Below are 22,949 nucleotides of genomic sequence, written 5' to 3'. Positions count from 1 at the left end.
AGAAGTGAAACAGGCCTGCGCCGATGGTAGTGTGGCATTGCCCATGTGAGAGTAGGTCATCGTCAGACTCTTAATACCGAAAAGCCCCGACAGCTTCGCTGCCGGGGCTTTTTTTTGTTTGAAAATCATCTAAGACGCCGGGGGGCGCTGCTCCTTATACGTCCCGGTGATATACTGCTGCAATAAAACCTAATGCGATATGGAGTACCTCAATGTCTGGCAACGATCATCTGGTCATATTTGACACGACTCTCCGCGACGGTGAGCAAAGCCCCGGCGCCACCATGAACAAGACGGAGAAGCTCCGTATTGCCAAGGCACTTGAGAAGCTGAAGGTTGATGTCATAGAAGCCGGTTTCGCAATCGCCAGCCAAGGTGACTTTGAGGCGGTGAAGGCAATTGCAGAGACCATAAAAGAGTCAACGATATGCAGTCTCGCCCGCGCTCTGGATAAAGATATTGATCGTGCGGCTGAGGCCATCCGGCCTGCTGCCCGGGGCCGGATCCATACTTTTATCGCAACCTCGCCTATTCATATGAAGCACAAGCTGCAAATGCAACCTGATGAGGTTGTTGAGCAGGCAGTGCGGGCCGTGAAACGGGCTCGAGGCCATGTTGATGACGTTGAGTTCTCGTGTGAAGATGCCGGCCGTTCGGAGCTGGATTTTCTCTGTCGTATCATCGAAGCGGCGATAGATGCTGGCGCCAACACAATCAATATTCCTGACACTGTTGGTTATGCGATTCCGGAACAGTTTGCTGAAACTATCCATCAACTGCTGACTCGTATCCCCAATGCGGACAAGGCGATTTTTTCTGTGCACTGCCATAACGACCTTGGTCTTGCAGTTGCAAACTCGCTTGCTGCCGTAACACGGGGAGCCCGACAGGTCGAGTGCACAATCAATGGCTTGGGCGAACGCGCAGGGAATGCCTCTCTCGAAGAAATCGTGATGGCAGTCCGTACTCGCCAGGACCTCTTCAATATTGATACCGGTATAGACGCTCGTCATATCGTCCCGGCTTCACGTCTGGTGTCCACTATTACCGGTTTTCCAGTGCAGCCCAACAAGGCTATCGTTGGCGCAAACGCATTCGCCCACGAGTCTGGTATTCACCAGGATGGAGTACTTAAGCACCGCGAGACCTACGAGATTATGCGGGCGGAAGACGTCGGATGGCACACCAACAGCCTCGTGCTGGGCAAGCACTCAGGTCGTAACGCCTTCCGTACCCGGTTACTTGAACTGGGAATCCAGTTTGAGACTGAAACGGAGCTTAATGAGGCGTTTACACGCTTCAAGGCGCTGGCTGACTTGAAGCACGAAATTTTTGATGAAGATTTGCAAGCCATTGCAAGCGACACCAGACAGAAAGATGAGGACGGGCGCTTTGGTTTGGTCTGTCTTCAGGTCTGCTCTGAAACGGGCGTCGTCCCCAAGGCGATTATGACGCTGACCATGGATGGAAAAGAGCATAAGGTCGAAGCCGAGGGTAGCGGTCCCGTAGATGCAACCTTCAAAGCCATCGAGTCTCTTGTCGATTCAGGCTGCAACTTACAACTCTATTCTGTGAACAACATTACTAGCGGTACTGATGCTCAAGGGGAAGTCACAGTGAGGTTGGAGCGTGGTGGCCGAATCGTCAATGGGGTTGGTGCTGACACCGATATTATTATTGCTTCTGCGAAAGCGTATATAGAAGCTCTTAACCTGATTAGTCGGGGAGGTATCAGGCAACATCCACAGGTGGCGGATGTTTGAGCGAAGCCTGAGGCTACCTATGGGGTTCAGCGAGCCAATAGGGTGATTGGATGATCCAGACTGAGGCCCAGAGACAGTTCTATCTCGGTGTCGCCGGCATTCGCTTGTGGTATGCCCGTGAACCCCTGCCGGGTGCGGCACCCAGCCCTGAGTTGGAATTTGCGGACCCGGGCGAGCCGGAGCAGGCACCGATTCCAGGCCATACTATGGCTGCCCGAAAGCCGGGAGGTCCAGGTACGCCGAACCCTGCCCCAGCTCTGTCCGGATCTAATCAGCGAGGGGGCCAGCGAATTGCCAGTCTCCAAGCGTTGATGGAGAAGAGTGCAGGGGTGTCGGAGAAGGAGTTGCCAGCTGCGGAGGTCCCCGTAGATGAAGCTCTGTCCTCAAGTGATTCCCATGACAGCGCAACGTCAGAAACGCGGCCAAAGGTGCCGGAAGACAAGACCTTCAAACTTAACCTTGCCGTTTTTTCAGGCGAGCATCATCTTTTGGTTGCAGGTATCTCCAAAGAAGCGAGCCTTCGTTTGCAGGAGATCCTGGCAGCGAACATACTGAAGAGTCTTGGAGAGGAGAAGTCGAGGTTGGTCGAATGGGTTCAATGGCCAGTGTTCAATAATACTCTTGTGGCTGGTGGATCTACTGCCAACCTGATGGCAGTTTTGCAGCATGTTTTTCGCGATGCGGGGGGCAAAAAGGTCGTTGTCCTGGGTAATATTGACGGGGCTGATGCGGTGCAAGGAGGTGCTGGTGGCTGGCTATCAGAGGCGCTTGAGCGTTGTCCGGATATCGAGTGTGAATACTCTCTTGCAGAGTTGGCCAGCAACCCTGGGGCCAAACGCTCCTTGTGGCAACAGCTAAGGCCGCTGGTCAGTGCCTGATGCGTAAAAAAGTGAGTGCAGATTGTTCTGCCAAGGGGCTGGATCTGGCTATAAGGCCATTGGAACCCGAGGATCTGCCTGAGATGCTTGATATCGAGCTTCAGGGCTATTCTCACCCTTGGTCTGAAGGCGTATTCCTGGACTGTTTCAAACCGAGCTACCGTTTGTGGGGCATTTGCCAGTTTGGTTCTTTGGTAGGCTACGCTGTGGTCTCCTATATACTTGATGAGGTCCATCTCCTGAACCTCTGTATCCACCCCGGGTGTCGAGGCCGAGGGGCTGGGCGGCTTCTATTGCGCCATCTCGTTGAGGAGGCAAATCGGGAGGGCATGAACCAGGTGATTCTGGAGGTAAGACTCAGTAACAGCACCGCAAGCAAGCTTTATCGCAGCGAGGGTTTTGAGGAAATAGGCCGTCGCCCTCGTTATTATCCTGCAGCTTCCGGATGGGAGGATGCCAGAGTAATGGCGCTGTTGTTGCAACCCTGATGGTTGCTGCTTCTGTTCGCGTAATCACCTCTTAGCCCCTATAATGGCAGCCTCTTTTGAATATCTGACGCAGGTTGCTTTTCGATTATGGCTCACCTTTCCCAGGAAGTGGCTAAACGCCGCACCTTTGCGATTATTTCCCACCCGGACGCTGGTAAAACCACGATTACCGAGAAAGTTCTTTTATTCGGGCACGCGATACAGAAGGCGGGCACGGTCAAAGGCAAAAAGTCTGGTCAGCATGCGAAATCCGACTGGATGGAAATGGAAAAGGAGCGTGGCATCTCGGTCACTACCTCTGTCATGCAGTTTCCATACGGTGGCAAGCTGGTGAACCTCCTGGACACTCCGGGTCACGAAGACTTCTCTGAGGATACTTACCGTACCCTGACAGCCGTAGATTCGTGCCTGATGGTTATCGACAGTGCCAAAGGTGTCGAAGAACGCACCATCAAACTGATGGAAGTGACCCGGCTCAGAGACACCCCCATCCTGACCTTCATGAACAAGCTCGACCGTGATACCCGTGATCCAGTGGAGTTGATGGATGAAGTGGAGGATGTTCTCAAAATTGCCTGTGCGCCCATCACCTGGCCTATCGGTATGGGGAAAAGTTTTAAAGGCGTTTACCACCTGCTTCGTGACGAAGTGATCCTGTATCAAAGCGGGCAGGGCCATGCTATTCAGGATGTCCGGACAATAAGTGGTTTGAATAACCCGGAACTCGACTCTGCGCTTGGTGGGTACGCTGAGGATTTGCGAGATGAAGTTGAGCTGGTAAAGGGGGCTTCTCACGAATTCGATCTTGATGCGTTTCTAGCGGGTGAGCTTACTCCAGTATTTTTCGGTACGGCATTAGGTAATTTTGGTGTAGACCATATGCTGGATGGTCTGGTTGAGTGGGCCCCGACGCCACAGCCTCGCGAAACAGACCAGCGGCTTGTGCAGCCTGATGATGAAGCCTTCACCGGATTTGTCTTTAAAATTCAGGCCAATATGGATCCCCAGCACCGGGACAGAGTTGCGTTTGTGCGCATCGTATCCGGTAAATACAGTCCTGGCATGAAGGCCCGTCATGTGCGAATTGGCAAGGAAGTGCGCTTTTCCGATGCCTTGACGTTTATGGCAGGGGATCGTGAGCACGCTGAAGAGGCTTATGGGGGCGATATTATTGGCTTGCATAACCATGGCACGATCCAGTTGGGAGATACGTTTACTTCCGGTGAAGATATGAAGTTCACCGGTATCCCTAACTTTGCTCCGGAACTGTTCCGTCGCATCCGGCTCAAAGACCCGCTGAAAGCGAAGCAGCTCCAGAAGGGCCTGATTCAGCTGTCGGAAGAAGGCGCTGTGCAGGTCTTCCGGCCGCTGCGCAATAACGATCTGATTGTGGGCGCGGTTGGTGTGCTGCAGTTCGACGTGGTTGTTAGTCGTCTCAAGACCGAATACAAGGTTGAGGCTGTCTATGAGCCCATCAACGTCGCCACTGCACGCTGGGTAACATGTTCGGATGAGCGTGGGCTGGATGAATTCCAGCGCAAGAACGCCGATAACCTTGCACTCGATGGTGGTGACCGGCTTGCGTATATTGCACCGACGAGGGTAAATCTGAACCTCGCTCAGGAGCGTTATCCTGATGTGGAATTCCACAAAACCCGGGAGCACTGATCCGGTAGGCCGGGAGGAAGCTTTGAAACTGGTTGATGCCCATTGCCACTTCGACTTTCCCCGGTTCGATGGTTGCAGAGCCGGTGAGCTGGAGGCCGCTCTGCACAATGGCGTTGTCGGCCTCGTTATTCCAGGTGTGCGCAGTTCGGATTGGGACCGCGTTAAGAGCACTGCCCAGGCTCACAGTGGGTTGTTTTACTGTCTAGGTATTCACCCGTGGTACATCGGTGAGCACTCTGAAAGGGATCTGGAAGCCCTTGAGTCACTCCTGAGCGCTCGCCCTGAGCGCTGCATAGCCATTGGTGAGTGTGGGCTGGACCGTTTGCATGGCGATCTGGCCTCACAGTACCCCTGGTTTGAGGCGCAGATTGAACTGGCATCGAAGTTGAATTTTCCTCTGATTATCCATTCGGTAAAAACGCACGATGAGGTGCATGCCACTCTGAGGCGTCACAATTGGAGCGGTAGGGCTCTATTGCATGGTTTTTCCGGAAGCTATCAGCAGGCTGCCAAGTTGGTAGAGCAGGGGTGCTTTATAGGCGTGGGGGGAGTGATTACGCACCCTCGGGCACGCAAAACCCGCGAGACTGTTGCGCGCCTGCCTCTGGAATCTCTCGTGCTGGAAACCGATGCGCCCGATATGGCCCCTGAAGGCATAGTTGCCGGAAATAATTCGCCTGCATACCTTCCCAGAATTTTGGAATGTCTTGCCGAAATCCGGTCTGAGCAACCGGAATATCTGGCTTCTGTGTTATTCTCCAATACGGAAGAGTTATATGGTCACTCGCTATGGTAGTGCAGGAATAATAAAACACTGTGCTACAGGGTTGGATTCCTGAAATCGTTCGAGTATACTTCGCGCCCTGGCTTTTCAAGGCGATGCCACTATCTCAGCCCCGAATAGTGTCACTGCCAACTAAATAACAGGTACTGAACCTCCTCCGGGTGTATTACACTTTCCGGTGGCGGTTTTTAACGTTTCTTTTTATAGCGTTCAAGGCGGAATCAATGAAGACTCTGAGTGCGAAACCAGAAACCGTAAAACGTGACTGGTACGTTGTAGACGCAGCCGGCAAGACGCTGGGTCGTCTGTCAACCGAAATCGCCCGTCGTCTGCGGGGCAAGCATAAGCCTGAGTATACCCCTCATGTAGACACTGGCGATTACATTGTTGTGATCAATGCGGGCCAGGTGCGGGTTACCGGCAACAAGTCATCTGACAAGATGTACTACAGTCATACCGGCTTTCCGGGTGGGATCAAATCTATCAGCTTCGAGAAGCTGGTCGACAAGGCGCCTGAGCAAGTGATTCAGAAGTCTGTAAAAGGCATGCTTCCGAAAGGCCCGCTTGGTCGTGCCATGTTCAAGAAGCTGAAAATCTATGCAGGCGCTGAGCATCCTCATACAGCCCAGCAGCCCAAAGAACTCGACATTTAACGGAAGGCGGATATGTCTGTAGCACAAAATTACGGTACTGGTCGCCGCAAAACGTCCACGGCTCGGGTGTTCATCAAGCCGGGAAGCGGTAATATTTCTATCAACGGTCGCACTATCGAAGATTTCTTCGGTCGTGAGACTTTGCGCATGATCGTGCGTCAGCCTCTGGTTGTTGCCGAATCTGCAGATCGTTTCGATATCAACATCACGGTTAAAGGTGGTGGTATCAGTGGACAGGCTGGCGCTATTCGTCACGGCCTGACACGCGCTCTGATGGATTATGATGAAACTCTGCGCCCAGCGCTGCGCAAAGCGGGTTATGTAACTCGTGATGCTCGTGAAGTTGAGCGTAAGAAAGTTGGTCTGCGTAAGGCGCGTAAGCGTCCTCAGTACTCCAAGCGTTAAGTTTCGCTGGAGCAGATCTCAAGAAAACCCGGCTATTTTGGTCGGGTTTTTTTGTTTCCGGGTCAATGATAGTCAAATTGATCTGGAGCAGAGAACCGGCTCTGGTGGCGTCTTTCTGACTTGTAAGGACATGGTAATTTCATTACCATTTGAGCGCTTATAATTTTGGATTGTGAAGTCCTTTTCGATGCACACTGTCGGCTTTCTTGCGGGCTGTGACATCGCCTGATGGGAGAAAACCATAATGAATAATGGCGACGTGAGCCAAGGTCGACGCCGCTTCCTTATCGGTGCTACGGCTGCGGTAGGTGGAGTTGGCGTCGTCGGTGCGGCAGTCCCTTTCGTGGCATCCTGGAATCCCAGTGCCAAAGCGGAAGCGGCTGGTGCGCCGGTAACCGTCAATATCAGTAAGATTGAACCGGGTCAGCAAATCACTGTTGAGTGGCGGGGTATGCCGGTCTGGCTTATCCGTCGGACCGACGAAATGGTGGGTAATATAGAAAAGCTCAACGATAAGGTGAAAGATCCTCAATCCGAAGCCCCTCAGCAACCAGATTACATTGACGGCGTACTGCGGTCGCTCCGGCCTGAGATGGCTGTTCTCGTCGGCTTGTGCACTCACTTGGGTTGTGTGCCCTCTTATCGTCCTGAGATTGCGCCTGCAGATCTGGGGGATGAGTGGCTTGGTGGCTTGTTCTGTCCTTGTCACGGTTCCCGCTATGATATGGCCGGACGGGTCTACACGGCGCAGCCTGCACCGCTGAACCTTCAGGTTCCGCCTCATCGGTACGACGATGACGTGACTCTTACGATTGGACTTGATCCGGAGGCAGCGTAATGCAGAAATTATTGAATTGGGTAGATGAGCGTCTACCCGTTGTTGATGCCTGGAATAAGCATCTTGCAAAGTATTATGCGCCGAAAAATTTCAATGTCTGGTATTTCTTCGGCTCTCTGGCAATGCTTGTTCTGGTCAATCAGCTGGTAACAGGCGTCTGGCTTACTATGAGCTACAATCCGACTGGCGAGGGTGCGTTCGCTTCGGTTGAATACATCATGCGTGATGTGCAGTGGGGCTGGCTCCTGCGTTACCTGCATTCTACAGGTGCGTCTGCTTTCTTTATTGTGGTTTACCTCCACATGTTCCGTGGTCTGATGTACGGCTCGTACCAGAAGCCCCGTGAGTTGATCTGGCTGTTCGGTATGTTGATTTATCTGGTGCTGATGGCGGAAGCTTTCATGGGCTACTTGCTGCCTTGGGGTCAGATGTCCTACTGGGGCGCGCAGGTTATCGTCAACCTGTTTGGTGCCATCCCCGTTATTGGTGAAGATCTGTCTCTGTGGATTCGTGGTGATTACCTGATCTCGGGAATCACTCTGAACCGCTTCTTTGCGTTACACGTGGTTGCTCTGCCGATCGTGCTGCTTGGCCTGGTTGTTCTCCATATTCTTGCCCTTCACGAAGTGGGTTCCAACAACCCGGACGGTATTGATATCAAGAAGAACAAGGATGAAAACGGTATTCCAAAAGACGGCATCCCGTTCCACCCTTACTACTCTGTGCACGACCTGGTGGGCGTAGCAGTGTTCTTCTTTATCTTCTTTATTGTGGTGTTTTTCTTCCCGGAAATGGGTGGACTCTTCATCGAGAAGCCGAACTTCGAGCCTGCAAATGCGCTGAAGACACCTGAGCATATTGCGCCTGTCTGGTACTTCACGCCTTTCTACGCGATGCTGCGTGCGGTCACGGTTGACCTGTTCGGTTTGTCCGCGAAGTTCTGGGGTGTTGTTGTTATGGGTGGCGCGATTGCCATTCTGTTTGTCCTGCCGTGGCTGGACAGAAGCCCTGTTCGCTCGATTCGTTATAAAGGTTGGTTGAGCAAAATTGCATTGGCACTGTTTACAGTTAGCTTTGTTATTCTTGGTTATCTGGGGCTTGTGCCTGCAACCGAGGGTCGTACCACTTTGGCTCAGATTTTGACCGTTGTGTACTTCCTCTACTTCATTCTGATGCCGTTCTATACGCGCATGGAAAAAACCAAGCCAGTACCAGAGAGGGTGACAGGATAATGAGAAAGCTGATTTTTGGTCTTTTCATCGCATTCCTGCCGGTTCTCGGGCTGGCAGCCGGTGCTGGCGTTCCGCTCGATCATATTGAGACGGATCACACCGACAAGGCGTCTCTGCAGCGAGGCGCGGCCATGTTTACGAATTACTGCATGGGATGTCACTCCATGGAGTATGCGCGCTACAAGCGTGTGGCCGAGGATCTTGAGGTTCCAGTTGAGCTCTACGAGGAGAACCTGATCTTCACTGGCGCCCAGATAGGCGAGTTGATGAAGAACTCCATGGACAAGGAAATGGCTGCGAACTGGTTTGGTGCACCGCCACCGGATCTTACACTGGAAAGTCGTCTGCGCGGCGAATCCTGGGTTTATTCCTACCTGCGCGGTTTCTATAAGGATGAAACCCGCCCGCTTGGCGTAAACAACGTGGTATTCGATAAGGTGGGGATGCCCCATGTGCTTGTTGATCTTCAGGGTTTGTGTGCGGTTGAGCCCAATATTGGTCATGCAGCAAGCGTAGAGCCATTAAGTGGGAACATTAATAACGCAAGCGCTTGCCCTGAGTACGCGACGGAAGGAAGTATGACCGGAGCAGAGTTCGATCGTGCCATGTACGATCTGACTAACTTCATGTCTTACATGGCGGATCCGGTCAAGGTAGAGCGTGAGCGCCTTGGGATTTTCGTTTTGATCTTCGTGGCTATTTTCTTTGTATTCGCCTACCTGCTCAATCGTGAGTACTGGAAGGACGTACACTGAGAAATAGGGTATAATCCTGTTCCCTGAGTTCCAGTGGGCGTTAACCGGCCCGCTGGAATTTTTGCGTTTTTCAGGGCCAATTCGGTTTGTTTACTCGTGAGGTAGTTCTATGGGCGTTGTGACCAAGCGGTCATCGATGACGTTTTTCTCGGATCCAGCCAGTCACTATAGCCACAGGGTGCGCATTGTGTTGGCGGAGAAGGGTGTTACCGTTGATGTCGTTGATGTTGATCCGGACAATCCGCCAGCCGAGCTGGCTGACCTGAATCCGTATAACGCCCTGCCGACTCTGGTAGATCGTGACCTGGTTCTGTATGAGCCGAACATCATGATGGAATATCTTGATGAGCGCTTTCCTCATCCTCCATTGCTGCCGGTTTATCCGGTTGCCCGTGCCAATAGCCGGTTGATGATCCATCGGATTCAGAAGGACTGGTGTGGTCTGGTGGATCAGATCTTGAACCAGCCAAACGTCAAGGCGTCAGAAACTGCCCGCAAAGAGCTGCGTGAAAGCCTTCTTGCAACGGCGCCTCTGTTTGGCGAAATGCCGTTTTTCCTCTCTGAGGAATTCACTATTGTAGATTGCTGCATTGCCCCCATCCTCTGGCGTCTGCCGTCACTGGGGATAGAGCTCAATGACAAGCAAGCCAAGCCGCTGCACAAGTATATGGAAGCTATATTTGGGCGCGAAGGTTTCAAGGCGAGCCTCTCTGATCTTGAAGAAGATATCCGGAGCTGATTTGGCGGGCATTCGCTTTACGGAACAGGAGGCAAGCTGTGTCTGATAATAAGATCACCATGACATCCAGTCGTCCGTATCTGGTGCGGGCGTTTAATGAGTGGATACTGGATAACGACTGCACACCCTACATAGTGGTGGATGTGGGCGTTCAGGGTGTACAGGTGCCTACTGAGCATGTGGCGAACGGACAAATCGTTCTGAATGTCAGTCCCGGAGCTGTACGCGGTCTGGTAGTGGGAAATGGCGCGCTGGAATTCAGTGCCCGCTTCGGCGGTGTGCCAATGCAGGTGTTTATTCCGCTTCAGGCTGTGATGGCGATTTATGCCAAGGAAAATGGTGAGGGTATGGTATTTGGCAGTGAGCCAGGCTCGCCAGATCCTGACGGCACTAATGATCGGGAAGGTGCCGGGCAGTCGGGAAATCAGGACGATCGCCCATCGGGCAGGCCCACTCTCAAAGTTGTGAAATAAGCTATAACCAATAGCTGAACTAAACAAAAACGCCGGCATTTGCCGGCGTTTTTGTTAGCCCCCGAACAGTTTGCTGTCTACCAGGGAGCACAGTGCGTTAATCACGAGTAACAGCAGGGGCGTTGCTTCTGTTGGCGAGAGATCGTTGAGGGCAATTTCATGATCTTCCGCGTGCATAAGAGAGGTAATGTCGGACTTCTCCCGTGCGCTCAGTACTACCACGTTCATTTCCCGGTCATGAGCTGCCTGAATCGCCTGAATCAGGTTCGCTTTGTGGCCGTCGTCGACGATCACGAACAACAGGTCGCCGGGTTTACCGATCGCTTTTACCTGACGCGAGAAGGTGTCGTTGAAGCGATTGTCGCGGCAAATGGCCGAGTAGGTCGTGGCATCGGCTCCCAGGTTGATTGCCGGTAGTGCGGGCCGGTCCTGCTCAAAGCGATTCAGGAATGCGGTACAGAAATACTGGGCGATGACATTGGCGTTGCCGTTGGCACAGGTGACAATCTTTCCATCATTGAGAAGAGCATTTACAAAGGCATCTGCTGCCTGCTCAATGGCGGGGCCTGCGGTGCTCGCTGCCTGGGCTGTGTGCTCCATGTGGCTTGCAAACAATTGGTTGATCAGGTTCTCCGTTTCGCTCATCAGAATCTATACGTCCGCCTGGATTGCATTTTTGATCCATTGTACCCGGTATTTTTTTACGGTTCCCGGGCTGATTGCCACGACATCTATGCGGCTGATTGTGTTCCACAGGTTGTGGCGGTGTAGATAGAATGCAGCTGCTTTCAGTAGTCGCTGTCGTTTCGGGTATGAAATGGAGCCCGCCGGGTCGACAAGGCTGCCGCTCCCGCGGTAGCGCACCTCAAAGAAGACGAGTGTATCGCTGTCCACTCCTATCAGGTCGATTTCACCGCCCCGGTTATAAACGTTGCGCTCCCTGATGTGCACGCCGTGGGCGGTGAGGTACCGTGCAGCGACTCCTTCAAAGTGCGCTCCAACAGCTTTGCGGCCTTCCATGGCTCTGCTTGTCCTTTTGCGAGGTTTGTTCAGTCGATCAGTGTTTGGAGGCGTTAATCCTCTTCGTTGGCAGGATCGGACTGTTCGGGTAGCAGGCTCGGAGTGCCGCTGCCGAATTGGGCCCAGAGTTGGCTCCTGTGGATGCTGCCTTCAGAGGTCATGGTAAGTTCGCCGGTTTGTCCATCAATGGTTGCAGTTTGAACCTGTCGCAACAGGGGTAAACGTTTACTTAGCTGCCAAGCGTCCGCGCCCATCGCAAACAACCTGCCAAGCTGGCCCTGAGTGCCGGGTAGGGTCTTGGACGCTTCTTCGCGCAAAGGGTTTTCGCTGTCGAGAACCCATGGAATGTCAGTAAATATAACCTGATTCAGATCCCGGTCGCGGGCGGGGTCTGGCGTGCCCTCGTAAACGATGGAAGGTGAGTAGACCGGCAGGTCACCTCCGAAGTAAAAGGCAAACAGCGGCTTGAACTGGCGTGCAATCGCTGGCTCGGCCACCATTACGATTGCCTCAGCGTCCTGGCGCCGACGAGGCTCAAATTCGACATTGAGCCCAATGGTTCTTTCTACTTGTATGGCCCTGTCACGGGATACGGTTATGCCCAGCAAGTCCGCAGTAACGGCGCGTAGGTTATCCTCGCGGAAGAATCGCTCGATATCCAGTGCAACGGACCCATGGCGTTGCATGCGATTCAGTAGCGCCGCTTCAACCCGGTCACCCCACTCACCTTGTGGGATGAGTGCCAGGACCTGATTGATATTCTGTTCCGAAAGCCTGTCTGCGATCTGCCGGGCTTCATCCTCTGCTGAGAGGCCAAACTGATAGAGGCCGTCTGGGGCCTTCTTGCCGGCAGCCAGGTAGTTGAGCCCGAGAGCGGGTACCGGAAGAGCCTTCATATTGGTAAGACTCGCCAGGGCTTCCTTTTCAAGGGGGCCGATAATCAGGTCGATATCCTGAGCGGCGAGCTCTTTATAAAGCTCATCAAATGGTTGGCTAGAGGTGTCTACGATGCGGATGTCGGTTTTGTCGCGGTCCGCCGATTCATCCTGGTAGTAGGCTGCAAGAAAGCCGTCACGGATAGCTTTGCCCGCGCTGGTAAGGGCCCCTTGTAGAGGTAAAGCCAATACAATTTTTTCAGGCCGGTTTTCTGATAGGCTGGCGATCAGCTGTAGCTCTGATGGCAGTATCTGTGCTGCCGGGTGGCTGGGCCAGTTGTTCTTCCAGCGACGGATAACTCGGCCCTGATCATCAATGCTTAGTCCCGGGTCGCGTACGCTGGCAGCGAGCTCAAGCCATCCCTCGGTTTCAAAACCAATGGCGCCCTCATTTGCGGTGGAAAGTTTCTCATCCGGAACGGCTTTCAGGAATGCCCAGATCTGGTCATGGATTTCTTGAGGATTAACCGTGCCGTCCGTCTGTGAAAGCAGCATCAGCGTCATGGCCGCTGAGAGGCGGTCGCCGACCAGTGCGTAGGTTTGGGCCTGAAGACTGGCGGCTCGGTTAACAAGATCTGCGTTGTAGCTTCTGAAGTTATCCGGTGAGAGCGTCTTGACGATGGTGTCGGCCCACTCCCGATCTTCGAGTGCCACTGCGCCTGCCATGGCAAGCAATTGCTTTTGTGCGAGCAGTGCCGGTGCAGGTTGCGCCAATTGATCGCTCTGCAGTAATGTGCGGGCGGCCCGGTGTTGGTCGCGCTCCTGGAATCGGCTGGCTACTTTCAGCAGGTACTGCTGGGCCGTTTCAGTGTCGCGCTCCTTTGCGGCGAGCTCTAGCGCCTGGGCTGGCGACTCTGCAACGTGTGACGCCAGATCGACACTGGCGCAACCGGCAAATAACAGAGTTATGGCGAATATCCCGGCCAGGGCGCGGTGGTTAATACGGTTTTTGGTCATGGCAAGCTCTATAGATTCCGGAGTTTTGGGCTTGTGGCGCCGATCTGATGGTGGCAAGTTTAACAGCTCCCGGGCTAATTCACATGACGCAGGTGTCATGGTAACCATGTCCCTGTGCGCGAGGCTTACATTTTGAAATCTGAATCGGATCAATCTGCCATACAGGCCATAAAGCCAGGTGATGGCCGTGGAACGCTATACATCGTTGCCACCCCCATTGGGAATCTGGAGGATCTTTCGCCGCGTGCAGTCAGGGTGCTTTCGGAGGTTGCTGTGATTGCTGCAGAGGATACCCGTCATAGTGGGCGTCTGATTCAACATCTGGGTATCAGCAAGCCCCTGATTGCATTACATGATCACAATGAGCGTGGCAGAGTTAAAAGCATACTGGATCAGTTATTGGCGGGTGCTGATGTTGCGTTGATTTCAGACGCGGGCACGCCACTGATCTCTGATCCGGGCTATGTGCTCGTTCGTGAAGCGAGGGCTGAGGGGGTGCGGGTGAGTCCGATCCCTGGGGCCTGCGCATTGGTTGCTGCACTTAGCGCTGCGGGCCTGCCTACAGACCGCTTCCTGTTTGTCGGGTTTTTGCCTGCAAAGCGCACAGGTCGATGCACGGAGCTGGGAGAGCTTCAAAAGGAGACAGCAACACTGGTCTTCTATGAGTCACCCCACAGAATACTGGATACAGTGTCCGACATAGCGGACGTTATGGGTGCGCATCGCGAGATTGTGCTGGGTAGGGAGATCACCAAGACATTCGAGACTTTTTACTCCGGTGAAGCTTCACAGGTTCTTTCTGCACTGCAAGACGACCCTCACGGCAGTCGTGGCGAGTTCGTTGTTATGGTAAGGGGTGCTGATAAATCTGAAAGCGGATTGATGGCTGGTGCGCTGGATGTGGATCGGTTGCTAAACCTTTTAATGGCGGAGCTGCCGGTCAAGAAAGTTGCGAAGATTGCTTCTGGTTTAACGGGATTGGGTAAAAACGAGCTGTATCAGCGAGCATTGGAACTTAAAGACGGCTAACACCCTGGGGCGGTGCTTTTTCTTGCATGGTGCGTAGTGCAGGAGTATTGTCTCGCCCGAGCTCGCCAGACAGTCGCCGCCGGTATGACCGGGGGAGGAAAGTCCGGGCTCCGCAGGGCAAGGTGCCAGGTAACTCCTGGGCGGCGTGAGCCGACGGAAAGTGCAACAGAAAGCAGACCGCCTAAGTACCCGTGACCAGTTCGCGGGTGCCGGTAAGGGTGAAACGGTGCGGTAAGAGCGCACCGCGTGGCTGGCAACAGTCCACGGCGATGGTAAACCCCACCTGGAGCAAGACCAAATAGGAATCCAATGGCGTGGCCCGCGCTGGATTCGGGTAGGTTGCTTGAGGCCTGTGGTGACGCAGGCCCTAGATGAATGACTGTCCACGACAGAACCCGGCTTATCGGCGAGCTCGCCTTTTTCCTTCAGGTTGTGAAGCGCGTTCATTCTCATGGCGCGCTTCTTATAGCCAAAAAATCTTATACCTCACTTGTCTTCTTCAAACACTTTTGCAGGTGTTTGATTTTCCTTCTTTTCTTATCCGTAATATTACCTTTTTCTCACGCTGTCGTCCGTAACTTGTTGTCGTAAAAGGAACTTTTCCAAGAGGGCCGCTGTTTACGGCGCTTGCATTGTGAATTGCGTGTTTCTATAGTGTGCACAAGTGGGAAAAAGTGGTTTCTAGTGGTTATTTGTGGTTTTTGAGTACTCAGAGACGGTGTAAATGAGCAATTTTCTCGGCAGTCATGCCATCAATATGGATGCGAAGGGTCGCCTGGCGATCCCCGCCAAGGTGCGCGAAGGCCTCGCGCAGACCTGTGGTGGGCGCATTGTATTGACTGCGAATGCCGATGAAGAGCGGTGTCTGCTGGTCTATCCGGAACCCGAGTGGGAGATTCTTCGCCCTAAAATTGAGGCGCTTCCCAATATGAATAAGGCGGCGCGTCGCCTCCAGCGGCTGTTGCTTGGTAACGCGGCGCCCATGGAGATGGACTCCGCTGGGCGCATTCTGGTGCCGCCCACATTGCGCAGTTATGCCCATCTTGAGAAAAAACTGATGCTCATCGGTCAGGGTAAGAAGCTGGAGCTGTGGAGTGAGGAGCGCTGGTTCGAGTGGCTGGATGAATCCTCTGGTGATGATGATATGCCACCTGAGATGGAGGCGCTCTCCCTATGACCACCGATCGCACTCAGGAGGTCGGGGCAGATTTTTCGCATCGCTCGGTCCTTCTGGATTCGGCGGTCGACTATCTGGTCAGCGATCCCGATGGCAAATATGTAGATGGCACCTTTGGTAGGGGTGGCCACAGCAAGCTTATTCTCGGGCGCCTGGGCGCGTCTGGACATTTGCTGGGCATCGACAAGGATCCTGAAGCCATTTCTGTAGCTGAAGGTCTGGCTGCAGATGATCCTCGTTTTGGATACTTCCATGGTTCCTTTGCTGAGCTCAGTCGCGCGGTATCCGATGCTGGCTGGGAACAAGTTGATGGCGTGTTGATGGATCTGGGTGTGTCTTCACCGCAGCTTGACGATGCGTCGAGAGGTTTCAGCTTTATGCGTGATGGTCCATTGGATATGCGCATGAATCCGCTGCAGTCGCCAAGTGCGGCTGAGTGGCTGGCATACGCGGAAGAGCATGAAATCGCTAATGTGATTTTTCGTTACGGTGAGGAAAAGTTTTCCCGCCGTATCGCCCGACTGATAGTCGAGCGTCGCCAGGAGGCGCCTATTGAAACCACGCTTCAATTGGCCGCGCTGGTGAGCGAAGCCGTGCCGAAAAAAGAGAAACACAAGCATCCGGCAACACGCACGTTCCAGGCAGTTCGGATTTTTATTAACCGCGAACTGGAGGACCTGGAGGTCGGGCTGAAAGCAGCAGTAAGCCGGCTGGCGCCTGGTGGGCGTCTCGTGGTTATCAGTTTTCATTCGCTGGAAGATCGGCTGGTAAAGCGCTTTATGCGAGATCTTGCTCGTGGCCCCAGATTGCCGAAAGGAATACCGGTAACGGCTGAGCAGGAGGCTTCTGGCTTTAGGTTGATTGGCAAGGCCAGTAAAGCCGGTGCCGGCGAGGTCAGTGAAAATGTTCGAGCCCGCAGCGCTGTTATGCGGGTTCTGGAGCGTATCGACGACAGCAAACAGAAATCGCAGGGGAGCGCGTAATTATGGGCGCGGTAGCCATAGAGCCGACGGTAAAGACGGCGAAGCTGAATAAAGAAAAGGTTCGTGGTGGCGTTGTAGCTGCTGTCAGGATTTCGCGGCGCGTTTTTGATGCCACCCGGCAAAAAAAGGTCTTGGTGTCACTGGCTCTCGCTGCGCTACTTGTAGGTTCATCGATCGGCGTTGTTGTCAGCGCTCACGAGAACCGCGGGCTGTTTAATACGCTTTCTCAACTTCAGGCCGAGCGTGATCGTTTTCAGGCGGAGTGGAGTCAGTTGCTTCTGGAGCAAAGTGCTCTGGGGGCCCATGGTCGCGTAGAAACTCTTGCGGCAGAGCGATTCAGTATGGTGGTCCCAGGGCGTCAGGACATTGTCCTGGTGCCGCTGATGTCGCGTTAGCACTGCAGTAATTCATGACAATAACCTTATCAGGGTGATCTGATTGTCAAGCCAGGAATCAGCAAGAACATTGGGCCAGAAGATAGCGGCAGGCTTGAAAGCCTGGCGCTTTGGCTCCGTGCTGGGCGTATTTCTGGTCGTTGTGCTGGCGATTGGCTGGCGGCTGGTTGATCTACACGTTGTAGATAATGATTTTTTACGAAAACAGGGTGATGTGCGCACGATTCGCGTAGAGGCCATCGATGCTCACCGGGGCGTGGTGACGGATCGTTACGGTGAGCCTTTGGCAGTGAGCACCCCGGTTCAGACGCTCTGGGCCAATCCTTCAGAGACCGATCCCGATGAACCCCGTCTGACTAATCTGGCGCGGGTGCTGGATATCAGTGAGGCCAAGCTGCGTGAACGTCTTGCGACCTACGCTGGGCGAGAATTCATTTACCTTCGTCGAAAGATACAGCCGGCACTGGCCGCAAAGGCTATGGAGCTGGATATTCCCGGTGTTTATACACGCCAGGAATATCGGCGTTATTACCCGGCGGGAGAGGTGACCGCTCATGTTGTCGGGTTTACCAACATTGATGAGCTCGGCCAGGAAGGCATGGAGCTGGCATATAACGACTGGCTGTCCGGAGAGTCTGGCCGCAAACGCGTGCTGAAGGACAATCGCGGGCGCATTATCAAGGATCTTACGCTTATTCGGGATGCCAGCCCTGGGAAAAATCTTGAGCTGAGCATTGATCTGCGCCTGCAATACCTGGCTTATCGCGAGTTGAAAGCCGTGGTCGGAGCCCACGACGCGCGTGGCGGCACGCTCGTGATGCTCGATGTCGAGACCGGTGAGGTCCTCGCTATGGTTAATCAGGGCTCGTATAACCCCAATGACCGCAGCCAGCTTGCGCCGGGAAATCTCCGCAATAAGGCGATTACGGATCTGTTTGAGCCAGGCTCAACCATGAAACCGATCTCGATAGCCGCCGCGCTCGAGTCGGGGCAATACTCGGCCAACACAACGATCGATACCTCTCCCGGTTATCGCCGTTTTGGTCGGTTTACGATTCGTGATTACAGGAACTACGGCGTTATCAGTCTTACCGACATTATAGTGAAGTCCAGTAACGTCGGTGTCAGCAAGATCGCGACCGAGCTGGGTGGTGACACCATCCGTAATTTGTACGCCCGGCTCGGGTTTGGTCAGCCAACCGGCATCGGCTTCCCGGGAGAAGCAGTGGGTGTATTGCCGGCGCGACCAAAATGGCGCCCCTCGGAAGAGGCAACGCTCTCATACGGTTACGGCATGAGCGTCAATGCCCTTCAGCTGGCTCAAGCCTACATGGTTATAGCAAATGGTGGTGTGCGGTATCCGCTAAGCCTGCTCAAGTTGAATGAAAAACCCGTTGGCGAAAGAGTGTTGTCCGAGCAAGTAACGGGCGATGTGCGGCTTATGCTGGGAGAGGTGGTTTCCAGGGGCTCAGGAAAGCGGGCTCAGCCCGGCTTCTACAGCGCCGGAGGCAAGACAGGTACCGTTCATCTGGTAGGGGCTCAAGGCTACGAGGATAGCCAGTACAAAGCGATTTTCGCCGGAATGGCGCCAATCGATAATCCCAGAATTGTCACGGTCGTGGCCGTCGATGCGCCCCAGTCCGGTGAATATTACGGCGGCGAAGTAGCGGCGCCGGTTTTTTCACGGGTGATGAGTGATGCGCTTCGCCTCCTGAACGTGAAGCCGGAGCTTGAGGTAGGCACCGCAGGCCCGCAAACGCAAAAAACAGGGGAGAGGGGGTAAGCCTATGTGCATAACGTCTCTCAGCACTCTGTTGCAAGGTATTGTTACTGTTCCCTCAGTGTTCGATGTAACGATTCACGGGTTGCAGACTGATAGCCGTGAGATCGGTTCTGGCGATGCGTTTGTTGCACTGGCGGGGGCAGCTACGCCCGCGGACTATTATGTGGATCAGGCCATAGCCGCCGGTGCGACGGTTGTGCTTATGGAGTCTGATGCAGATCAGGAGTGCTCGGAACACCACGGTGCGCTGATTGTCCCGATTGTGGGGCTGCGGCAGTTAACGGGAAAAATTGCAGCCCGCTTTTACGAGCACCCATCCCGTCGGCTTCGTCTGATAGGTGTTACGGGTACCAATGGTAAAACCTCCGTGAGTCATTATGTTGCCCAGTTGCTGACCCAGACGGGGACACCTTGTGGTGTTCTGGGAACTCTGGGTTACGGCATGCCGGGAGCTTTGCAAAGCGCTACCCATACGACGCCCGATGCTGTTCAGATAAATCGTGTGCTGTCGGCTATTCTCGCCAAGGGCGGCCGTGCTGCAGCGATGGAGGTGTCATCGCATGGTCTCGACCAGGGGCGCGTGGATGGACTGAACATAACCGCAGCGATATTCACTAACCTGACGCGGGATCACCTCGATTATCACGGCTCCATGGAAGCCTACGGGGCAACCAAGGCTAGGCTTTTCGAACGCGAAGATGTGCATTTTTCGGTGATCAACTTTGATGATCCTTTCGGTCGTCAGTTGTATGAAAAGCTCGAAGGTCGGAGCGATCGCGTCCGCTACAGCCTGCACGAGTCCGAGACGGAACTGTGGTTGAAAGAGTTTCATCCCACGGGTTCCGGTTTTCATGCAACGGTCGACGGTGAGTGGGGGGCATTTGAGCTCTCCGTGCCTCTGATGGGCAGCTTCAATGCCAGTAATGTGCTCGCGGCCGTTGCGACAGTCATGACACTGGGCGTCCCGGTAGAGCAGGTTCAGCAGGTTGTGAAACAGTTGGTTCCGCCTCCTGGCAGGCTCGAACAGTTTGTTGGTGCGGATGGAATTTCTGCTGTTGTGGACTATGCCCATACCCCGGACGCCTTGACCAATGCATTGGCGGCTCTGAGGCCGCATGTAACTGGCCGGCTGATTTGTGTTTTCGGTTGCGGGGGCGACCGCGACAGCGGAAAGCGCCCGGAAATGGCGAAAGAAGCAGAAGCGGGTGCCGATGTGATCGTTGTTACAGATGACAACCCGCGTACAGAGAGCCCGGCAGAAATTGTTCAGGATATTCTGGCGGGCTTTTCAGAGGCGGGCGCTGTAACGGTGATCCATGATCGAGCGGAGGCGATTCGTTTTGCGGTGAGTATGGCAACGCCGGACGATATCGTTCTTATAGCAGGCAAAGGTCATGAAGCCTGGCAGGAGATTGCTGGTAAGAAGCTTCCCTTCAGCGATGCAGCTCAGGTTCGCCAGGTGCTGAGACTTGAGGGAGGTGCAGCATGATGCGCGCTTTTTCACTGGCTGAAGCCATGGAGTTTACCAGCGCTGTCTGCAAATCCACGGGGCTCGACGCTACCACGTTTGCTGACATCTCCACCGATACGCGTGCACTGAAACCGGGTGACCTGTTTGTTGCCCTGCGTGGTGAGAACTTTGATGGCCATGAGTTTTTGCTGGCGGCGAAGCAGTCAGGAGCCAGTGCTGTCGTGGTCGATGCCTTTGATAGCGCTCTTGATAGCGCCATCGATAACGATCCGGACAACTCCCGCCAGATGCCCCAGTTGGTTGTGGCTGACACCGTTGACGCGCTGGCAGGCCTCGCCGCAGGCAACCGCAACGAGAGTGACGCAAAACTGGTTGCAATCACTGGTAGCAGCGGCAAAACCACCGTTAAGGAATTGACTGCCGCCATTCTGACTCGCATGGGCGATACGCTGGCGACCCGCGGCAATCTGAACAACCACATTGGTGTTCCGCTGACTCTGTTTGGCCTCAGGCCAGCCCACAGGTATGGCGTTATCGAACTCGGAGCCAGCGGGCTCGGTGAAATTGCACATACGGTGGCAATCACTCGCCCACAGGTGGCAGTTCTCACAAACGCTGGCCAAGCGCATCTGGAAGGCTTTGGCAGCTATGAAAATATTGTGCAGGCCAAGGGCGAGATTATTGAGGGTGTCGCTGAGGGCGGCCTGGTTGTTCTGAATCGCGATGACCCAGCTTTCGAGCTATGGCGTACGCGTGCCGGCAGTCGCAGGGTTGCGAGCGTTAGCCGCTATGGGCACCCGGATGCGGACTACAACGCCATTGTAAAACAGCCTCAAGACCAAAAGCCGGAAATCGTGGTTACAGGGCCGGGCGGCTGGACTTGTAAGTTACCACTGCCTTTGGAAGGCGAGCACAACGTAACGAACACTCTGCTTGCTATTGCAGCGACTCGTGAGCTGGGAGCAACAGATATTGCGGTTATCGAAGGCCTCGCCGGGGTGCAACCGGTTCGCGGCCGACTGCAGGTTGTCAATTTTTCGGGAGGGCTGTCAGTCATCGACGACAGTTACAACGCTAACCCGGCGTCCATGAAAGCTGCGCTGAGCGTTCTGGCAACACGCGATGGCAAGCGTGTTGCGGTTTTTGGTGCCATGGGAGAGCTGGGGCCAACTGCCCGTGAACTGCACAAGGAGGTCGGAGTACTGGCTTCCGAACTCGGAATCGACCGCCTGCTGACGGTGGGAGCTGGATGCGACGGCTATGCCGACGGTTTTGGCGAAACAACTGAAACGTATCAGACACACGAAGAAGCAGTGCAAGCCATCGCTCTTGTTAATGAGCTGCCGATGACCGTGCTGGTGAAAGGGTCCAGGAGCGCCGCCATGGATCTCGTGGTGGAAGGGATTAAAAACAAGGTGAATAACGCATGCTGCTCTGGCTGACAGAGGTTCTATCACAGTATTTTTCAGCGCTGACAGTGTTTCAGTACCTGACCGTGCGTGGAATTTTGGGAACGTTGACCGCTCTCCTGATTTCATTGGTTATTGGGCCTGTGATGATTCGCAAGCTAAGCCAGTACCAGATTGGCCAGGCGGTCCGTGATGACGGGCCCCAGACCCATCTGAGTAAAGCCGGTACCCCGACTATGGGTGGCGCGCTGATTCTGGTATCTATCGCCATCAGCACACTGTTGTGGGCGGATCTGACGAATCGTTATGTGTGGGTTACTTTGCTGGTTACCCTGATGTTTGGCGCCGTTGGGTGGGTTGACGATTACCGCAAGGTGGTTGAGCGCAACCCTCGCGGTCTGCCTGCCCGCTGGAAGTATTTCTGGCAATCGCTGATCGGTGCTGGTGCAGCCATAGTGTTGTATTTCAGCTCGGTCTTGCCTCAGGAAACTTCGCTTTACCTGCCGTTCGTAAAAAATGTATCGCTGACCCTTGGCCCGGTACTTTTCATCCTGCTGACCTATTTCGTCATCGTCGGCAGCAGCAACGCAGTGAATCTGACGGATGGTCTGGATGGTCTGGCCATTATGCCCACGGTGATGGTCGCCGGTGCGCTGGCTATCTTTGCTTATGTTTCCGGCAACGTTCAATTCGCCAACTATCTGTTGATCCCCTATTTGCCAGGCACCGGTGAGCTTATTGTGTTTTGTGGCGCATTGGTCGGCGCCGGTCTCGGCTTCCTTTGGTTCAACACATATCCCGCTCAGGTGTTCATGGGTGATGTTGGCGCACTTGCACTTGGTGCTGCTCTGGGTGTGGTTGCGGTGATCGTGCGCCAGGAAATAATTCTTTTCATCATGGGTGGGGTGTTCGTGATGGAAACTGTTTCAGTGATCCTTCAGGTGGCCTCATTCCGATTAACCGGTCGCCGGATTTTCCGGATGGCGCCGTTGCACCACCATTTTGAGCTCAAAGGCTGGCCGGAACCGCGAGTGATCGTGCGCTTCTGGGTTATCACCGTCATTCTCGTTCTGATTGGCCTGGCCAGTCTGAAATTACGTTAGGAAAACGGACT

The 22,949-nt window shown here is 54.2% G+C and carries 23 protein-coding genes and 1 other RNA gene; 21 read left to right on the top strand and 3 right to left on the bottom strand.

The features are described from left to right. Positions 1-212 precede the first annotated feature (212 nt). The 12 genes from Q4501_RS03875 to Q4501_RS03820 all read left to right on the top strand — a co-directional run bounded on the left by Q4501_RS03875 (position 213) and on the right by Q4501_RS03820 (position 10,676). On the top strand, positions 213-1,763 hold the full coding sequence (locus tag Q4501_RS03875; RefSeq protein ID WP_303594301.1) for a 2-isopropylmalate synthase: 1,551 nt from the start codon (positions 213-215) through the stop codon (positions 1,761-1,763). 50 nt (positions 1,764-1,813) lie between these two features. Next, entirely contained in the window at positions 1,814-2,641 is an 828-nt protein-coding gene (locus Q4501_RS03870; RefSeq protein WP_303594300.1) for a 2-isopropylmalate synthase, read from the top strand. Next, positions 2,641-3,129 carry a ribosomal protein S18-alanine N-acetyltransferase gene (gene rimI / locus Q4501_RS03865; RefSeq protein WP_303594298.1) on the top strand — a complete coding sequence of 163 codons (489 nt, stop codon included), beginning with the start codon at positions 2,641-2,643 and terminating at the stop codon, positions 3,127-3,129. Before Q4501_RS03870 ends, rimI begins: the two co-directional genes overlap by 1 nt. Before the next feature lie 87 nt (positions 3,130-3,216). After that, positions 3,217-4,797, top strand: a complete 1,581-nt coding sequence (gene prfC / locus Q4501_RS03860; RefSeq protein ID WP_303594297.1) for a peptide chain release factor 3 — start codon at positions 3,217-3,219, stop codon at positions 4,795-4,797. A 22-nt stretch (positions 4,798-4,819) separates the two neighbouring features. Next, positions 4,820-5,593, top strand: coding sequence for a TatD family hydrolase (locus Q4501_RS03855; protein WP_303594365.1), 774 nt, complete (start codon positions 4,820-4,822; stop codon positions 5,591-5,593). Positions 5,594-5,805: 212 nt separating this feature from the next. Continuing rightward, positions 5,806-6,234, top strand: coding sequence for a 50S ribosomal protein L13 (gene rplM / locus Q4501_RS03850; protein WP_303594294.1), 429 nt, complete (start codon positions 5,806-5,808; stop codon positions 6,232-6,234). A 12-nt stretch (positions 6,235-6,246) separates the two neighbouring features. Next, positions 6,247-6,639, top strand: coding sequence for a 30S ribosomal protein S9 (gene rpsI, locus Q4501_RS03845; RefSeq protein WP_303594291.1), 393 nt, complete (start codon positions 6,247-6,249; stop codon positions 6,637-6,639). Positions 6,640-6,883: 244 nt separating this feature from the next. Then, positions 6,884-7,477 (top strand): ubiquinol-cytochrome c reductase iron-sulfur subunit, encoded by a 594-nt coding sequence (gene petA, locus Q4501_RS03840; RefSeq protein ID WP_303594289.1) that lies wholly within the window; start codon positions 6,884-6,886, stop codon positions 7,475-7,477. Continuing rightward, positions 7,477-8,709 (top strand): cytochrome bc complex cytochrome b subunit, encoded by a 1,233-nt coding sequence (locus tag Q4501_RS03835; RefSeq protein ID WP_216009755.1) that lies wholly within the window; start codon positions 7,477-7,479, stop codon positions 8,707-8,709. Before petA ends, Q4501_RS03835 begins: the two co-directional genes overlap by 1 nt. Continuing rightward, on the top strand, positions 8,709-9,464 hold the full coding sequence (locus Q4501_RS03830; RefSeq protein ID WP_303594283.1) for a cytochrome c1: 756 nt from the start codon (positions 8,709-8,711) through the stop codon (positions 9,462-9,464). The genes Q4501_RS03835 and Q4501_RS03830 overlap by 1 nt, the downstream gene beginning before the upstream one ends. Before the next feature lie 109 nt (positions 9,465-9,573). Further along, positions 9,574-10,203 carry a glutathione S-transferase N-terminal domain-containing protein gene (locus Q4501_RS03825; protein ID WP_303594281.1) on the top strand — a complete coding sequence of 210 codons (630 nt, stop codon included), beginning with the start codon at positions 9,574-9,576 and terminating at the stop codon, positions 10,201-10,203. A gap of 59 nt (positions 10,204-10,262) precedes the next feature. After that, positions 10,263-10,676 (top strand): ClpXP protease specificity-enhancing factor, encoded by a 414-nt coding sequence (locus Q4501_RS03820; RefSeq protein WP_303594364.1) that lies wholly within the window; start codon positions 10,263-10,265, stop codon positions 10,674-10,676. A 54-nt stretch (positions 10,677-10,730) separates the two neighbouring features. Here Q4501_RS03820 and Q4501_RS03815 read toward each other — a convergent pair whose 3' ends face one another. Genes Q4501_RS03815 through Q4501_RS03805 form a run of 3 tightly spaced genes read right to left on the bottom strand, consistent with a single transcriptional unit; the run spans position 10,731 to position 13,645 of the window. Next, a complete protein-coding gene (locus tag Q4501_RS03815) occupies positions 10,731-11,321 on the bottom strand; it encodes an SIS domain-containing protein (protein WP_303594280.1) in 591 nt (196 codons plus the stop codon). Positions 11,322-11,327: 6 nt separating this feature from the next. Beyond that, positions 11,328-11,696: a YraN family protein gene (locus Q4501_RS03810; protein WP_303594279.1), complete on the bottom strand. Its 369-nt coding sequence runs from the start codon at positions 11,694-11,696 to the stop codon at positions 11,328-11,330. 53 nt (positions 11,697-11,749) lie between these two features. Next, complete coding sequence (locus Q4501_RS03805; protein ID WP_303594277.1) at positions 11,750-13,645, bottom strand: penicillin-binding protein activator; 1,896 nt, start codon at positions 13,643-13,645, stop codon at positions 11,750-11,752. 75 nt (positions 13,646-13,720) lie between these two features. On the opposite strand from Q4501_RS03805, the gene rsmI reads away from it, so the two are divergent. From rsmI to mraY, 9 genes are all read left to right on the top strand, one after another. Beyond that, positions 13,721-14,617, top strand: a complete 897-nt coding sequence (gene rsmI / locus Q4501_RS03800) for a 16S rRNA (cytidine(1402)-2'-O)-methyltransferase (RefSeq protein WP_303594276.1) — start codon at positions 13,721-13,723, stop codon at positions 14,615-14,617. 57 nt (positions 14,618-14,674) lie between these two features. Next, positions 14,675-15,036, top strand: an RNA gene (rnpB, locus tag Q4501_RS03795) — RNase P RNA component class A. Between the two features lie 305 nt (positions 15,037-15,341). Beyond that, on the top strand, positions 15,342-15,794 hold the full coding sequence (gene mraZ, locus Q4501_RS03790) for a division/cell wall cluster transcriptional repressor MraZ (protein WP_303594275.1): 453 nt from the start codon (positions 15,342-15,344) through the stop codon (positions 15,792-15,794). After that, complete coding sequence (rsmH, locus tag Q4501_RS03785; protein ID WP_303594273.1) at positions 15,791-16,777, top strand: 16S rRNA (cytosine(1402)-N(4))-methyltransferase RsmH; 987 nt, start codon at positions 15,791-15,793, stop codon at positions 16,775-16,777. Before mraZ ends, rsmH begins: the two co-directional genes overlap by 4 nt. A gap of 2 nt (positions 16,778-16,779) precedes the next feature. Continuing rightward, complete coding sequence (gene ftsL / locus Q4501_RS03780) at positions 16,780-17,172, top strand: cell division protein FtsL (protein WP_303594271.1); 393 nt, start codon at positions 16,780-16,782, stop codon at positions 17,170-17,172. A 43-nt stretch (positions 17,173-17,215) separates the two neighbouring features. Then, the gene (locus tag Q4501_RS03775) at positions 17,216-18,955 is read left to right on the top strand and encodes a penicillin-binding protein 2 (protein WP_303594269.1); all 1,740 of its coding nucleotides are present in this window, start codon (positions 17,216-17,218) and stop codon (positions 18,953-18,955) included. Positions 18,956-18,959: 4 nt separating this feature from the next. Then, positions 18,960-20,444, top strand: a complete 1,485-nt coding sequence (locus tag Q4501_RS03770; RefSeq protein WP_303594267.1) for a UDP-N-acetylmuramoyl-L-alanyl-D-glutamate--2,6-diaminopimelate ligase — start codon at positions 18,960-18,962, stop codon at positions 20,442-20,444. Beyond that, on the top strand, positions 20,441-21,868 hold the full coding sequence (murF, locus tag Q4501_RS03765) for a UDP-N-acetylmuramoyl-tripeptide--D-alanyl-D-alanine ligase (protein ID WP_303594266.1): 1,428 nt from the start codon (positions 20,441-20,443) through the stop codon (positions 21,866-21,868). The genes Q4501_RS03770 and murF overlap by 4 nt, the downstream gene beginning before the upstream one ends. Beyond that, positions 21,853-22,938, top strand: coding sequence for a phospho-N-acetylmuramoyl-pentapeptide-transferase (gene mraY / locus Q4501_RS03760; RefSeq protein ID WP_303594265.1), 1,086 nt, complete (start codon positions 21,853-21,855; stop codon positions 22,936-22,938). Before murF ends, mraY begins: the two co-directional genes overlap by 16 nt. The last annotated feature ends 11 nt before the right edge of the window (positions 22,939-22,949 follow it).

This window comes from Marinobacter sp. 2_MG-2023, assembly GCF_030546935.1.
In the GTDB taxonomy this organism is placed as follows: Bacteria; Pseudomonadota; Gammaproteobacteria; order Pseudomonadales; family Oleiphilaceae; genus Marinobacter.
This window is presented reverse-complemented; position numbering and strand designations above follow the sequence as displayed.

What these genes read in the sequence shown, in the direction of transcription:
- Q4501_RS03875 (WP_303594301.1), top strand. Translation starts at nt 213, where the DNA reads ATGTCTGGCAACGATCATCTGGTCATATTTGACACGACTCTCCGCGAC.
- Q4501_RS03870 (WP_303594300.1), top strand. Translation starts at nt 1,814, where the DNA reads ATGATCCAGACTGAGGCCCAGAGACAGTTCTATCTCGGTGTCGCCGGC.
- rimI (WP_303594298.1), top strand. Translation starts at nt 2,641, where the DNA reads ATGCGTAAAAAAGTGAGTGCAGATTGTTCTGCCAAGGGGCTGGATCTG.
- prfC (WP_303594297.1), top strand. Translation starts at nt 3,217, where the DNA reads ATGGCTCACCTTTCCCAGGAAGTGGCTAAACGCCGCACCTTTGCGATT.
- rplM (WP_303594294.1), top strand. Translation starts at nt 5,806, where the DNA reads ATGAAGACTCTGAGTGCGAAACCAGAAACCGTAAAACGTGACTGGTAC.
- rpsI (WP_303594291.1), top strand. Translation starts at nt 6,247, where the DNA reads ATGTCTGTAGCACAAAATTACGGTACTGGTCGCCGCAAAACGTCCACG.
- petA (WP_303594289.1), top strand. Translation starts at nt 6,884, where the DNA reads ATGAATAATGGCGACGTGAGCCAAGGTCGACGCCGCTTCCTTATCGGT.
- Q4501_RS03835 (WP_216009755.1), top strand. Translation starts at nt 7,477, where the DNA reads ATGCAGAAATTATTGAATTGGGTAGATGAGCGTCTACCCGTTGTTGAT.
- Q4501_RS03830 (WP_303594283.1), top strand. Translation starts at nt 8,709, where the DNA reads ATGAGAAAGCTGATTTTTGGTCTTTTCATCGCATTCCTGCCGGTTCTC.
- Q4501_RS03825 (WP_303594281.1), top strand. Translation starts at nt 9,574, where the DNA reads ATGGGCGTTGTGACCAAGCGGTCATCGATGACGTTTTTCTCGGATCCA.
- Q4501_RS03820 (WP_303594364.1), top strand. Translation starts at nt 10,263, where the DNA reads ATGACATCCAGTCGTCCGTATCTGGTGCGGGCGTTTAATGAGTGGATA.
- Q4501_RS03815 (WP_303594280.1), bottom strand. Translation starts at nt 11,321, where the DNA reads ATGAGCGAAACGGAGAACCTGATCAACCAATTGTTTGCAAGCCACATG.
- Q4501_RS03810 (WP_303594279.1), bottom strand. Translation starts at nt 11,696, where the DNA reads ATGGAAGGCCGCAAAGCTGTTGGAGCGCACTTTGAAGGAGTCGCTGCA.
- mraZ (WP_303594275.1), top strand. Translation starts at nt 15,342, where the DNA reads ATGAGCAATTTTCTCGGCAGTCATGCCATCAATATGGATGCGAAGGGT.
- rsmH (WP_303594273.1), top strand. Translation starts at nt 15,791, where the DNA reads ATGACCACCGATCGCACTCAGGAGGTCGGGGCAGATTTTTCGCATCGC.
- ftsL (WP_303594271.1), top strand. Translation starts at nt 16,780, where the DNA reads ATGGGCGCGGTAGCCATAGAGCCGACGGTAAAGACGGCGAAGCTGAAT.
- Q4501_RS03770 (WP_303594267.1), top strand. Translation starts at nt 18,960, where the DNA reads ATGTGCATAACGTCTCTCAGCACTCTGTTGCAAGGTATTGTTACTGTT.
- murF (WP_303594266.1), top strand. Translation starts at nt 20,441, where the DNA reads ATGATGCGCGCTTTTTCACTGGCTGAAGCCATGGAGTTTACCAGCGCT.
- mraY (WP_303594265.1), top strand. Translation starts at nt 21,853, where the DNA reads ATGCTGCTCTGGCTGACAGAGGTTCTATCACAGTATTTTTCAGCGCTG.